The following is a 14,283-nucleotide window of genomic DNA, read 5'->3' as shown; positions in this document are numbered from 1 at the left end:
AGGGCGTTAACACTGGTTAGGCCTGACGGGGCTTTCCGTTTGGGGTTACTGCCCTGCCACGTCATGACGCCGCATCAAGAGCGCCGCAAGGGAGAATCAAGCGCCGGGGGCAAGGCCTCGCTGGGCCAGCCAGTCGGTCAGTTGTTCAACCACTTCCGGTATACTCAGGCGCGTGGTATCAAGCAAGACAGCATCATCTGCTGGCTTGAGAGGGGCCACACTGCGCTGCGTGTCGCGTGCATCGCGTGCCTGAATCTCCTTCAAAAGACTCGAGAGATTAGCATCCACGCCAGCTTCCTGCAACTGCAGATGGCGTCTGCGCGCCCGTTCCTCGGCAGAGGCGGTCAGAAAGACTTTAAGCGGAGCCTTGGGAAATACCACTGTTCCCATATCGCGCCCGTCAGCCACCAGCCCTGGTGGCTGGCAGAAATCCCGCTGACGTTGCAGCAGGGCCGTGCGCACCTCGGGAATAGCCGCCACCCTGGATGCCCACTCGCCGACCTGCTCATTGCGGATCGCCTGACCAACGTTCTCGCCTTCCAGCACGGTCAGTGGCTGACCCTGCTCTATCGGGAAGCTGACATCCAGCGCCTTGGCAAGTTCGGCCAAGCGGGCTTCATCATCCAATGCCACCGCATGCTTATTGGCGGCGAAAGCGGTCAGCCGATAAAGCGCGCCGCTATCCAGCAGGTGCCAGCCCAGGTGTTCGGCCATCAGGCAGCTTATAGTGCCCTTACCCGCACCGCCGGGGCCATCAATGGCCAGAACCGGAGCTGATTCATTCATGCTCGCCCTCCACGCTCAGCGTCATGCCAATGCGGGTGGCCAGTTCAATAAAGTTGGGGAAAGACGTTGCCACATTGGCGCAGTCATCAATCACAATTTCCTCGCTGGCGCGCAGGGCGGCAATCGCAAAGGCCATGGCAATACGGTGATCCCCCAGGCTGTTGATGCGCCCACCGGCATAGCTGGCAGTGCCCGCATCACCGTTGCCGATAATATCAATGCCGTCCTCGACCACCGTATGTTCAACGCTCAGCACCGCCAGGCCGTCGGCCATGGCCTGGATACGATCAGATTCCTTGACCCGTAGCTCTTCAGCGCCACGCAGTCGGGTAGTGCCCTCGGCGTTGGCCGCGGCAATAAACAGCGCCGGGAATTCATCAATCGCCAGGGGCACCTGATCCACCGGAATATCGATACCTTTCAAGGGCGCATAGCGAATACGGATATCCGCCACCGGCTCGCCGCCCACTTCCGCCTGGTTGCCAAGTTCAAGGTTAGCGCCCATCTGCTTGAGGATATTGATCACGCCGATACGCGTCGGGTTGATACCCACGTGTTCAAGGGTGATGTCCGACCCTGGCGTAATCGCTGCCGCCACCAGGAAGAAGGTGGCTGAGGAAATATCTGAAGGCACGTCAATCGGCCCAGCGGTCAACTGGCCGCCGCCTTCCAACCAGCAGGTATCGCCCTCTCGCGCTACCGGGTAGCCAAAACCATTCAGCATGCGCTCGGTGTGGTCGCGGGTCGGCGCAGGCTCGCGCACCCGGGTTTCGCCTTCAGCGTATAGGCCAGCCAGCAGCAGGCAGGATTTGACCTGAGCGCTGGCCATCGGCATCAGGTAATTGATGCCCTTGAGGGCCGCGCCGCCGCTGATTTTTAGCGGTGGGCGCCCGCCCTCAGCGGTATCAATCGTCGCGCCCATCTTGCGCAAGGGGTCGGCCACCCGGTTCATGGGGCGTTTGGTCAAGGAGCCATCGCCGGTCAGTTCGCTGTCGAATGCCTGCCCGGCCAGCAAACCGGCAAACAGGCGCATGGCCGTGCCTGAGTTACCCACATAAAGCGGCCCGGAAGGCGCCTTAAGGCCATGCATCCCGACCCCATGAATAGTCACATTGCCCTGGTGCGGCCCTTCAATGGCCACCCCCATTTCACGAAATGCCTGCAGGGTAGCCAGGCTGTCTTCGCCTTCAAGAAAGCCTTTTACTTCGGTCACGCCGTTGGCCAGAGCGCCAAGCATGATGGAACGGTGGGAAATGGACTTATCACCCGGAACGCGCAGCTGCCCTTGGGCGCTGCCACCCGGGCGCACTCTATACGTCACTTGACCTTGTGGTTGCATGTGGTATTCCGCTTGATAGCTGGTTTTATTAAGTAGAGATTCAAAATAGTGTCGGGCGTGGCTGGCACGATCAAAGGTGGCCAGCATGGCGTCGCTATCGCCGATTGCGACAGCGTTACGCAGGCGTTGCAGGCCAACTTCAAAGTCATCCAGCGAGGCCAGTACCGCTTCGCGATTGGCGATAAAAATATCCCGCCACATCACCGGGTCACTACCCGCAATCCGAGTGAAGTCACGAAAGCCGCCTGCTGCATAGCGGAAGATATCCAGCCGCTGATCCTGGCGAGCCAGAGTGTCCACTAGCGAAAACGCCAGCAAATGCGGCAGATGACTGGTTCTTGCCAGCACCTGATCGTGGCGCTCCACGTCCATCTCAATCACCTCGGCGCCGCAGGCCTGCCACAGCTGACGGGTGCGCTTGAGCGCATCGGCGTCGACGTTGGCTTCCGGGGTGAGAATAACTTTGTGGTCAACATAAAGATTTGGATTTGCAGCGGCGACGCCGCTTTTTCCGAGCCTGCTATCGGGTGGCCCAGCACCAGGGTGCTGGGCAAGTGCCCGAATACCTGCTGGACGCAATCACGAATAGCGGCTTTGGTGCTACCCACATCGGTGATCACAACCTTTGAGAAATCTGCCAGCGAGTCGGCCAGTTCGCGCATAACGCTTTCCATGGCCAATACCGGAACCGCCAGCACAATCATGGATGCCTGAGGGGCCAGCTCTGCCAGGCAACTGCCCCCAGCGTCAATCAGGCCCATCTCAATACCGCGCTGCACTTCCCCATCATCCGGGTCGCAGGCAATGATTGTCTGGTTGAATCCTCCCTGACGCAGCGCCGCTGCCAGTGAACCGCCAATCAACCCCAACCCCACAATCAGGAGGCAAGGCTCGTTAAGCTGACTAGCGTCCAGGCGGCGTTGCTCCGGTTTTGTCACCGTCACAGCACACCCTGGGGATAGGATCCCAGCACTTTAAGATCCGCCGCCCGCAGGCGCACTTCTTCAAGCATGGCGGCCACCTGAGGTTCAGCGTGGTGACCCTTGAAATCAATAAAGAATACGTAGTTCCACACCCCAGAGCGCGCCGGACGGGTCTCCAGGCGCGTCATGTCGATCTGATGACGATGAAAAGGCTCCAGCAAGTCATGCAGGGCGCCCGGCTGGTTGCGCATTGCTACCACCAGCGAGGTTTTGTCATCGCCGGACATGGGCACATCCTGGCTGCCGATGATCAGAAAACGAGTGGAATTATCCGGGCGATCCTCGATTTTTTCAGCAATCCGCTCAAGACCATAGAGCTTGCCAGCCATATCACCGGCAATCGCTGCGCTGTGCCATTCTGTCTTGACCAGTTTGGCGGCTTCGGCATTAGAGGCTACCGGCACCCGTTCGGCATGGGAAAATGCGCATCCAGCCATTTCCGGCATTGCGCAAAGGACTGAGGATGCGAATAGATTCGAGATACCTTGTCGCGACGGGTATTCTCGCTGACCAGCAGATGATGGTGAATGCGCAGCACCACCTCACCGCAGATATTGATCGATGACTCCATGAACGTATCCAGGGTGTGATTAACTACCCCTTCCGTGGAGTTCTCGACCGGCACTACGCCATAGTTGACGGCACCGGCTTCCACTTCACGGAACACTTCGTCTATGGCCGCCATGGGCAAGCTTACTGCACTCTCGCCGAAATGCTTGAGCGCCGCCTGCTGGGTGAAGGTGCCCTCCGGCCCCAGATAAGCCACCTTGATGGGTTGCTCAAGCGCCAGGCAGGCGGACATGATCTCACGGAATAGCCGCGCCATTTCCTCATCGTCTAGCGGGCCATCGTTCAGCGCCATAATGCGCCGCAGCACCTGAGCTTCACGCTCGGGGCGATAGAAGACAGTGGTAGGGTCATCAGCGAGTTTGACATCAGCCACCTGCTTGGCGCAGCTGGCCCGCTCACTGATCAGCCGCAATATATCGCTATCAAGTTGATCAATACGCTGGCGCAGGGTTTCCAGCTTGACGGAGGTATCGCTCATCAATTCAGCCCTTTCTTTGTTCGAAATCGGCCATGAAGGCCACCAGCGCATCAACGCCCTCTTCTGGTACCGCGTTATATAGACTGGCACGCATGCCACCCACACTGCGGTGGCCTTTGAGGTTCAACAACCCAGCCGCATTGGCTTCCGCCAGGAAAGCGCTGTCCAGCGCTGCATCGGCCAATACAAAAGGCAAGTTCATGATCGAGCGGTTAGCCACCTTTATCGGGTTGCTGTAAAAATCGCTGCGATCAATGGCGGCATAGAGCTTTTCTGCTTTGCGCTGATTGATCTTGGCCATGGCCTCAAGGCCGCCGACGTCATGCTTCAACCACTGGAAGACTAAGCCTGCCAGATACCAGGCGTAGGTCGGCGGCGTATTGACCATCGAACCCGCTTCACTGATGCCCTTGTAATCAAATAGCGTCGGAATGCCAGTACGCGCCTGATCCAGCAGGTCATCGCGGACTACCACCAGGGTCAGCCCCGCTGGGCCGATATTTTTCTGGGCACCGGCATAGATCACCCCGAATTTTGAGACATCCAGCGGCGCGGAAAGAATGCTTGACGACATATCGCAGACCAGCGGCACCTCGCTGCCATCAGCACGGGTTAGCGCTGGCGTGTAATCATAGGCCAAGCCGCCAATGGTTTCATTGGCGGTGTAGTGGGCATAGCAGGCATCCTTGCTGAGCTGAATCTCTTGCGGGCGTGGCACGGCGGTAAAGCCGTTTGCTGCGCTGTCTGCGGCCACATGATAAGGCAACTCAAGGCGCTTGATTTCTGCCAGCGCCTTTTTGCCCCAGATGCCGGTCTGGATAAAGTTGGCACTGCCGCCTTTACCTAAAAGGTTCATCGGCAACATGGCAAACTGCAGGCTGGCACCGCCCTGAAGAAATAGCACCCGGTAGTTATCCGGCACGCCAAGCAGTTCACGAAAATCGCTTTCTGCCTGCTCGGCAATGGCCACGAACTCATCACTGCGGTGACTCATTTCCATCACCGAAAGACCGCGCCCGTGGTAATCAAGCATTTCCGCCTGGGCGCGCTCGAGAACAGCCGTCGGCAGTGCGGCCGGCCCTGCACAAAAATTAAAGTGACGTGTCATCGGTTCCTGCTGCCTCCTCGCCGTTGGCCTGTGGGGTGTCCTCGTCTTCCAGCAATACTGCGTCAAGTTCAGTGTCTTCCGGCTCGTCAACACGCACGGTTTTTACCAGTTTCTCTTCCTTGCCAAGACGGATCAGCATCACGCCCTGGGTGTTACGGGAAGTGGTCGAGACCTCTTCGACACGGGTGCGCACCAGAGTGCCACGGTCAGTGATCAGCATCATTTCGTCGCTGTCATACACCTGCATGCCGGCAACCATCTGGCCGTTACGTGCGCTGGTCTGCATGGCGATAACGCCCTGGCCACCGCGCCCGCGCAGCGGGAATTCTTCCAGCCGGGTACGTTTGCCAAAACCGTTTTCGCTGGCGGTCAGGATATAGATCTGGCCATCCGACTGGGAGACTTGCGAGGTTTCCAGCGATACCGCCGCATCCGCTTCACCATCTGGCTCTGCATCTGTTTCGGCATCAATCTGCTGGCTCTTAGGAATAATCAGGCTGATAACTTCTGCATCACCGGTCAGGCGCATACCGCGCACGCCTCGGGCGGTACGCCCCATAGCGCGCACATTGCCTTCTTCGAAGCGGATGGCCTTGCCGTTGGAAGACAGCAGCATGGCGTGATCATCGCCTGAGGTAATCGCCGCCCCGATCAGACGATCATTTTCTTCAATATCAATCGCGATCAGGCCAACGCTACGTGGCCGCGAGAACTGCTCAAGACTGGTACGTTTTACTGTGCCCTTGGCCGTAGCGAAGAAAATATAGTGGCTCGGGTCATAGTCACTGACCGGCAAAATCGTACTGATCTGCTCGCCTTCATCCAGGGGCAGCAGGTTGACCAGCGGCTTGCCGCGCGAGCCACGGCTGGCCACCGGCATTTCGTATACCTTCAGCCAGTACACCTTACCGCGGTTGGAGAACAGCAGGATGGTGTCGTGGGTCGAAGCGACCAGCAGATGCTCAATGACGTCTTCATCTTTCATTGAGGTGGCCGACTTGCCGCGCCCGCCGCGGCGCTGAGCCTGATAGTCTGACAGCGGCTGAGTCTTGGCATAGCCGGAGCGCGACACTGTAACCACCATATCCTCTTCAGCAATCAGGTCGGCCATGGAAAGATCCAGATGGCTGGCCTGAATCTCGGTGCGCCTATCGTTGCCAAACTGATCACGCACGGCGTGCAGTTCTTCGCAGATCACTTCCATCAGGCGATCTGGCGAGGCCAGAATGGTGGTCAGCTCGGCGATTTTTTCCAGAATCGCGAGGTATTCGTTAAGCAGCTTCTCGGTTTCAAGGCCGGTCAGGCGATGCAGACGCAGTTCAAGAATCGCCTGGGCCTGGGCAGGCGACAAGCGATAGTCGGTGGCCGACGGGTTCAGGCCAAAGCCTTCTTCCAACTCTTCAGGCTTGCAGGACGTCGCGCCTGCCCGTTCGAGCATCTCGGTCACCTGGCCTGGCTGCCAGCTGCGCGCCAGCAGCTTTTCCTTGGCTTCTGCGGCGTTGGGTGACGCCTTGATCAGCTCGATGACCTCATCAATATTGGAGATAGCCACCGTCAGGCCTTCAAGAATATGGCCACGTTCCCGGGCTTTCTTGAGTTCAAACAGAGTGCGTCGAGTAACCACTTCGCGACGGTGGCGAATGAAGGCTTCAAGCAGCTGTTTCAGGTTCAGCGTTTTGGGCTGACCGTTCTCCAGCGCCACTATGTTGATGCCGAACACATTCTGCAGCTGGGTTTGCGCAAATAGGTTGTTGACCACCACCTCGCCAGACTCGCCGCGCTTGATCTCGATGACGACGCGCAAGCCGTCTTTATCGGATTCATCACGCAGCTCGGCAATGCCTTCAATGCGCTTTTCCTTGACCAGCTCGGCAATTTTCTCGATCAGCCGCGCCTTGTTCACCTGGTACGGCAGCTCGGTAATGATGATGTGGTCGCGGCCGGTTTTATCGTCGTGCTCAATGGTGTGGCAGGCGCGCACATAGATGCGCCCACGCCCGGTACGATACGCTTCCAGAATACCCGCACGGCCGTTGATGATACCCGCGGTCGGGAAATCAGGCCCGGGAACGTATTCCATCAGGTCATCCACCGTGAGGGTGTAATCGTCAATCAACGCCAGGCAGGCATCGATGACCTCACGCATGTTATGCGGCGGAATATTGGTCGCCATCCCGACGGCAATCCCAGAGGAGCCGTTGATCAGCAGGTTAGGCACCTTGGTGGGCAGAACATCCGGGATGCGCTCTGTGCCATCGTAGTTATCGACCCAGTCAACGGTTTCCTTTTCCAGATCCGCCAGCAGCTCATGCGCGAGGCGCGACATGCGCACCTCGGTGTAACGCATGGCGGCGGCGCTATCACCGTCGATGGAACCAAAGTTGCCCTGGCCGTCGACCAGTACGTGGCGCATGGAGAAATGCTGCGCCATACGCACTATGGTGTCGTAAACGGCGCTGTCACCGTGCGGGTGATACTTACCAATCACATCACCCACGACACGCGCTGATTTCTTGTACGGTTTGTTCCAGTCATTACCCAGTTCATGCATGGCAAACAGTACGCGCCGATGCACTGGCTTCAGGCCGTCGCGCACGTCTGGCAGCGCGCGGCCGATAATGACACTCATCGCATAGTCGAGGTACGACTGCTTGAGCTCGTCTTCAATATTGACGGGCAAGATTTCTCTGGCGATGTCACCCATGAAAGTCAGATCCTTTGCACTGCTTTGGCGCTGCGATAGTTGAAAGCGCTGAAAAAAACCACCTTACTTAACGTTACAAGGTGGTGCGCAAATACCGCTACATCATACCACTGCAGAAGCAGCAAGGGCAGTCAGTGACATCGCTAGGCTGTGATCAGGCGCTAAAGTCTGATTTATCCAGGGTCAGCGCCTCCAACGCCTCACGCACCTGGCCTTCAATGGGCGCGGCTTTGTTAGCATTGATATCCAGCAGCACAAAGGTCAGATCCGCCCGGGCAACCAAAGCGCTATCGCGACGCCGAATCACCTGATGATGACAAACGGCGCTGCGCTCCCCCACGCTGATAATCCCGGTCAGCACCACCAGATCATCACCCTCCAACGCCGCCTTGCAGTAATCAATATTCAGGTTGACCACCACAAAGGCTTTGCCTGCCCGCCGCAGTTCTTTAATCAAGGCGGGATGATCATCAAAGAATCCCCAGCGGCCCTCTTCCATAAACTCAAGGTAGCGGGCGTTGTTGACATGACCATAGCCGTCAAGGTGATAGCCGCGAACCCGTAAAGCGTGGCGTGAAAGTTTGTCGGACATTTTAGTCTCCTGATCTTGGCTTGTTGAAAAGTGAACCATCACTACAAATCAAACACATGTTTGAAAGCCATTCAATCCTCGCATTGCATAACAGACTTTTACATCAGACCTTCGTGAATCGCGCTGGCAGGCAGGCGCTGCTTTCGCCATAATGAGCCACTTTTCATTTGGGTACAGGCGTCATGTGGTTTAAAAACCTGCTGTTATACCGTCTTCACGGCGACCAGGAGCTTTCACAAGAAGCACTGGAAGAAGCGCTACAAGCGCACAAATCCACGCCGCTGGGCAATGCTGATGCCCGCAGACTGGGCTGGACGGCGCCCGCAGGACGCGCTGGCCACGGTCAGTTGCTACATGAAATGCAGGGCCAACGGTTGATTAGCGCCTTACGCCAGGAACGCCTGCTGCCCGCCTCGGTGGTCAAGGAAGAAGTGGATGAACAGGTCGCAGAAATTGAAGCGGCCGAGGGGCGCAAAGTATCTCGCAAGGAAAAGACCGCCTTGAAAGAGCAGGTGACCGAAAACCTGCTGCCCCAGGCCTTTGTGCGCAGCCAGAAAGTGGATGTCTGGTGGGACACTCGCCATCAGTTGATTGGCGTCAATGTCAGTTCACGCACAAAAGCGGAAGATATTCTGGATCTGCTGCGCGAAACCCTGGGCAGCCTGAAAGTCACGCCACTGGCGGCCAAGACCTTGCCGCTGCGCGCCATGACCACTTGGCTGAACGATGCCAGCACCCGCCCCAACGATATGCAGCTGGGCGATCAGGTTGAGCTCAAAGCCAAGGGTGATGACAGCGTACTGCGCGCGCGCCAGGTAGACCTGGATAGCGACGATATCCAGCAGCTGCTGGCCAGTGACCGTCAAGCCAGCAAGCTGGCGTTAAGCATTGAAGGACGACTAAGCTTTGTCTTACATGAAGATTTGGCGATTAAAGGTCTGCGTTTCAGCGATGCCCTAATCGAAGAGGCCGACAATGCCGATGACGCTGACGATGCGCTTGTTCGTCTGGAAACAGATTTTATCCTGATGGCGCAGGCACTGGCCGAAGATACCAAACGCTTGCTGGCATGGCTGGATGGCGAAGCAACAGCGTCACCTCTTGAGACATCACCTCTCAAGGGATAAACACGGTGCCACCGACTGAAGGGAGCGTTTTACGGATCGCATGACTGATTTCAAACCAACATCCAATACAACATCGAATATGACAACAGGCACGGTCGATCATATCAGTCAGGCGGAAGACCCCTGGGCAGATATTCGTCCCTATATGGATCACGAAGTGGCTGATGTGCTGGCGCGCCTTTCCCGAGATAGCGAACTGCTCAACGCCCTGACCCGCTTTCGCCTGCCGCGCCTGGCCCGCTGGGCGCCGCCGCTGGCGCGGGCACTGGCCAGTCATGCGGTGCGTCGCGAAGTAAAGGACGTTTCAACTGTCTACGACTTCCAGATGCGGATTGCCCATTACATGGAGCGCATGATCCGCACCACCACCGACAGCTTCGAGGTATCCGGGCTAGATAAGCTTGATGGCAACAGCGCCTATCTGTTTATCGGCAATCATAGAGATATTTCACTCGACCCGGCCTTCGTCAACTACGCCCTCTACCTGGCAGGCCGCGATACCGTGCGCATTGCGATTGGCGACAATCTGCTTAAAAAGCCCTATGTCACCGACCTGATGCGCTTAAACAAGAGCTTTATCGTGCCGCGTAGCGCACGGGGCAAGCGCGCCATGCTGGCGGCTTATCAGCAGCTTTCGGCCTATATCCGCCACTCGATTACCGAAGACCAGCATTCCATCTGGATGGCCCAGCGCGAAGGACGTGCCAAAAATGGCATTGACCGCACCGAGCCTGCGATTATCAAGATGTTGACCATGGCGCGTCGCAACGCAGAGCGCCAGGCGGCGTTTGGCGATGCGATTGCAGAGCTGAAGCTGGTGCCCGTATCGATCAGCTATGAATACGACCCCTGCGACCTGCAGAAAGCCCAGGAGCTCCACGACGTCGATCACCAGGGCAGCTACGCCAAGAGCGAGTTTGAGGATATCCAGTCGATTGTTGCCGGCATTACCGGTCACAAAGGCCGGGTGCAGCTACGCTTTGGTACACCTATCGGTACCGACATGGCCACCCCTGACGAAGTGGCAGCGGAAATTGATCGTCAGGTCATTGGTGGATATCGGCTGTTTTCAAGCCATTACCTAGCACTCGACACCTTGGGCGATGCCCCTGAACTGGTGGCCCGCAAGGCGATTACCCGCCAGGATAAAGAGCGTTTCCAGGCGCGCCTGGCCGAGGTACCGGAATATCTCAGGCCTTACTGGCTGGCGCAGTACGCCAACCCGGTCAAACATAAAGCAGGGCGCCTGATGGGGTAAGCCCTATTGAGACACGCAAGATTGCTCGCCGTTAGCTGGCGTTTAGATGCCCTGAAAAGTAAAAAATGCTATTGTCGCGCTTATTATCAATGCGCTTTGCGGCACTACAGGCCAGGCCAAACAAGGAGACCTACCATGTCTGCTTCAGAAATCCAGAAAACGCGTATCATCAACGAACTGCAAGGGTTTATCCGCAAACTGCTCCAGGATCCGAAAATCCTCGAACAGTCGCTGGAGGTAGCACGCAAGGAATTTGCCAATGGCAACTCTCAGGATGTCATGGCGCGTATCGCCAATGAAATTTCTGACACCACCAGTGTGCATATTCCTGAAGACCCCGCCGAGCATTCAGAAGCCGATAAGCTGTTTCTGGCCCTGTTACGCGAAGTCATCATGGAAGAGCAGGCTCTTTACTAGCCCTGTTACTGACTGCTTTCACACTGGTTCCCGGCGAAGCATCGGCCTGCTTCGCCGGGCTTATTTCAGCCTGATTTCAACAGAAGTGTCTTAACCTATGTCACATACTGCCACGCGCAATATTCTGGTCACCAGCGCCCTGCCCTACGCCAACGGCGATATTCACCTTGGTCACTTATTGGAATATATCCAGACGGACATCTGGGTGCGTTTTCAGAAAAGCCGTGGCCAGGCGTGCTACTACGTTTGCGCTGACGATGCTCACGGCACCGCCATCATGTTGCGCGCCGAGCAGGAAGGCATCACTTCCGAAGCGTTGATCGAACGGGTTTCCCGCGATCATCAGGCCGACTTTGCCCGCTTTGGCGTTAGTTTTGATAATTACCATTCCACCCACTCTGTAGAAAACCGCTATTTCAGCGAGCTGATCTACACCCGCCTGCGCGATAAAGGCCATATTGCCACCCGCGATATCGAGCAGATGTTTGACCCGCAGAAAGGGCTGTTTCTGGCGGACCGCTTTATCAAAGGCACCTGCCCGAAATGCCACGCTGAGGATCAATACGGCGATAACTGCGAAAAGTGCGGCGCCACCTACACCCCTGCGGAGTTGATTAACCCGGTTTCAGCGATTTCCGGCGCCACACCCGAAGTGCGCAGTTCCACTCACTACTTTTTCAAGCTGCCGGATTTTGCTGAGTTCCTGCAGCAGTGGGTCAATGACGGCCATGTCCAGCCGCAGATTCGCAACAAGCTGATGGAGTGGTTCGAGTCCGGCTTCAACGAGTGGGATATCTCCCGCGACGCGCCCTATTTCGGCTTTGAGATTCCTGACGCGCCGGGTAAATATTTCTACGTCTGGCTGGATGCTCCGATTGGCTATCTAGCCAGCTTCAAGAATCTTTGCGAGCGCGAAGGGATTGATTTCGATGCCTTCTGGCAGCCCGGCTCTGACGCTGAGGTCTACCACTTCATTGGTAAGGACATCGTCTACTTCCACGCGCTTTTCTGGCCCGCCATGCTTCACGGGGCTGATTTCCGCACCCCAACGGCGGTTAACTGCCACGGCTTTGTGACCGTTGACGGCGCCAAGATGTCGAAATCCCGCGGCACCTTCATCAAGGCAGCCACCTACGCGGATTTCCTAAATCCGGAATATCTGCGCTATTACTTTGCTGCCAAACTGACGTCCAAGGTCGATGACCTGGATCTCAACCTGGATGATTTCGCTGCTCGGGTGAATAGTGACCTCGTGGGCAAAGTGGTCAATATTGCCAGCCGCTGCGCCGGGTTTGTGAAAAAGCTGGGGGATAGCCAGCTCTCGGCTAACTGCGCCGAGCCGCAGATGCTGGCGCGCTTTATCGCCGCCGGTGATGAGATTGCTGACGACTACGAAGCCCGTGAGTTCAGCCGCGCCATGCGCCGGATCATGGAACTCGCCGACGAAGCCAACACCTACATCGCCGATGCCGAACCCTGGGTGTTGGCCAAGCAGGAAGGCCGCGAACAGGAAGTGCTGGATATCTGCTCTGTCGGCATTAACCTGTTCCGCCAGCTGATGGTCTACCTTGCCCCTGTGGTACCCGCCATGGCCGAGCAGGCGCAGGTGTTCCTGAACCTTGAAACACTCGATTGGCACAGCCGCCACTCCACCCTGCTGAGCCATACCATCAACAAGTTCAAACCGCTGATGACCCGCGTTGAGCGTGATCGGATTGATGCCATGATTGAAGCCTCAAAGGAAGATCTTGTGGAAGAACAGAAACTCAAGGATGCCGTGAAAGGCCCGCTGGCCGACGACCCGATTGCCGAGCAGATCAGCTTTGATGACTTTATCAAGGTCGACCTGCGCATTGCCCGGATTGCCAAAGCTCAGTATGTGGAAGGCGCAGACAAACTGTTACAGCTGACCCTGGATCTGGGCGGCGAAACCCGCAATGTATTCTCTGGCATTCGCAGCGCCTATGCACCGGAAGCCCTGGAAGGCCGCCTGACTGTGATGGTCGCCAACCTGGCGCCGCGCAAGATGCGCTTTGGCATGTCAGAAGGCATGGTACTGGCCTCAGCTAACGATGATGGCATCTACCTGCTATCGCCGGATACCGGCGCCGAACCCGGCCAGCGGGTCACCTGAGGTCTCGTGGTGACAGACACACTCGCGCTAATCGAAGCCGTTGATGCCCTGCTGCCCCAGACCCAGTGCGGCAAGTGCGGACAGCCAGGGTGTCGTCCCTACGCAGAGGCCATCGCCGCCGGCGAAGCGCTCAACCGCTGCCCGCCCGGTGGCCAGGCCACCGTTGAGCGTCTGGCCGAGCTGACGGGCCGGCCTGCATTGCCTCTTGAGCAGCCCGCCCAGCCGCCACTGGCAGCCTATATTCGCGAGGCTGAGTGCATCGGCTGCACCAAGTGCATTCAAGCTTGCCCGGTGGATGCCATCCTCGGTGCCTCAAAACGCATGCATACGGTGATCATTGACGAATGCACCGGCTGCGAGCTGTGCGTTGCTCCGTGCCCGGTAGACTGCATCGACCTGCTCCCGCATCCACAGTGGCAAGCGGCTGAAAGCCCAGCCGCACAGGATAACTACCTGGCTCGCCGCGCCGCCAAAGGGCGAGCGCGGTTCACCGCCCGCAACCAGCGCCTGGCCCGAGAGCAGCGCGAGAAACGCCGCGAGCGTCAGAAACGCGCAATTCAACAGCACTCGCGTGCATCACGCAGCGCTGTCACTACCGAGCAGCGCCAGCGGCAAATGGCAGTAAAGGCGGCTGAACAGGCCCTCAAGCGGGTGCAACAGCAGCTGGAGAGTGCCCAGCGCCGCGAGGATGCCCAAGCCGAAGCTACCGCACGGGCACAGCTTCCTGATGCCGAGCGAATGCTGGATGAGGCAAGACGCACACTGGAACAGACTGCCAAGGAATAAT

9 protein-coding genes and 2 pseudogenes are annotated in these 14,283 nt (G+C 57.6%); 5 read left to right on the top strand and 6 right to left on the bottom strand.

Annotated features, from left to right (window positions below):
- Nucleotides 1-96: 96 nt before the first annotated feature.
- The 6 genes and pseudogenes from cmk to HLB35_RS03565 all read right to left on the bottom strand — a co-directional run bounded on the left by cmk (nt 97) and on the right by HLB35_RS03565 (nt 8,560).
- A complete protein-coding gene (gene cmk, locus HLB35_RS03590) occupies nt 97-786 on the bottom strand; it encodes a (d)CMP kinase (protein WP_171701497.1) in 690 nt (229 codons plus the stop codon).
- A pseudogene (locus HLB35_RS03585) lies at nt 782-3,013 on the bottom strand (prephenate dehydrogenase/arogenate dehydrogenase family protein); the annotation flags it as partial. The gene cmk and the pseudogene HLB35_RS03585, both read right to left, overlap by 5 nt.
- 52 nt (nt 3,014-3,065) lie before the next feature.
- Nucleotides 3,066-4,156, bottom strand: a pseudogene (gene pheA / locus HLB35_RS03580) (prephenate dehydratase).
- A 4-nt stretch (nt 4,157-4,160) separates the two neighbouring features.
- Nucleotides 4,161-5,264, bottom strand: coding sequence for a 3-phosphoserine/phosphohydroxythreonine transaminase (gene serC, locus HLB35_RS03575; protein ID WP_171701496.1), 1,104 nt, complete (start codon nt 5,262-5,264; stop codon nt 4,161-4,163).
- Nucleotides 5,248-7,968 (bottom strand): DNA gyrase subunit A, encoded by a 2,721-nt coding sequence (gene gyrA, locus HLB35_RS03570; protein ID WP_171701495.1) that lies wholly within the window; start codon nt 7,966-7,968, stop codon nt 5,248-5,250. The genes serC and gyrA overlap by 17 nt, the downstream gene beginning before the upstream one ends.
- 154 nt (nt 7,969-8,122) lie before the next feature.
- Nucleotides 8,123-8,560, bottom strand: coding sequence for an acyl-CoA thioesterase (locus HLB35_RS03565; RefSeq protein ID WP_171701494.1), 438 nt, complete (start codon nt 8,558-8,560; stop codon nt 8,123-8,125).
- A gap of 182 nt (nt 8,561-8,742) precedes the next feature.
- Here HLB35_RS03565 and HLB35_RS03560 point away from each other — a divergent pair, with 182 nt between their 5' ends.
- From HLB35_RS03560 to HLB35_RS03540, 5 genes are all read left to right on the top strand, one after another.
- Nucleotides 8,743-9,687 carry a recombination-associated protein RdgC gene (locus HLB35_RS03560; RefSeq protein WP_171701493.1) on the top strand — a complete coding sequence of 315 codons (945 nt, stop codon included), beginning with the start codon at nt 8,743-8,745 and terminating at the stop codon, nt 9,685-9,687.
- Nucleotides 9,688-9,766: 79 nt separating this feature from the next.
- Entirely contained in the window at nt 9,767-10,945 is a 1,179-nt protein-coding gene (locus HLB35_RS03555; RefSeq protein ID WP_235936955.1) for a 1-acyl-sn-glycerol-3-phosphate acyltransferase, read from the top strand.
- A gap of 135 nt (nt 10,946-11,080) precedes the next feature.
- Complete coding sequence (locus HLB35_RS03550) at nt 11,081-11,362, top strand: hypothetical protein (RefSeq protein WP_171701491.1); 282 nt, start codon at nt 11,081-11,083, stop codon at nt 11,360-11,362.
- A 97-nt stretch (nt 11,363-11,459) separates the two neighbouring features.
- On the top strand, nt 11,460-13,496 hold the full coding sequence (gene metG / locus HLB35_RS03545) for a methionine--tRNA ligase (RefSeq protein WP_171701490.1): 2,037 nt from the start codon (nt 11,460-11,462) through the stop codon (nt 13,494-13,496).
- A gap of 9 nt (nt 13,497-13,505) precedes the next feature.
- Nucleotides 13,506-14,282 carry an RnfABCDGE type electron transport complex subunit B gene (locus HLB35_RS03540; protein WP_171701489.1) on the top strand — a complete coding sequence of 259 codons (777 nt, stop codon included), beginning with the start codon at nt 13,506-13,508 and terminating at the stop codon, nt 14,280-14,282.
- Nucleotide 14,283: the final 1 nt, after the last annotated feature.

Origin of the sequence: Vreelandella azerica, from assembly GCF_013112225.1 — a bacterium.
GTDB classification, from domain to species: Bacteria; Pseudomonadota; Gammaproteobacteria; order Pseudomonadales; family Halomonadaceae; genus Vreelandella; species Vreelandella azerica.
This window is presented reverse-complemented; position numbering and strand designations above follow the sequence as displayed.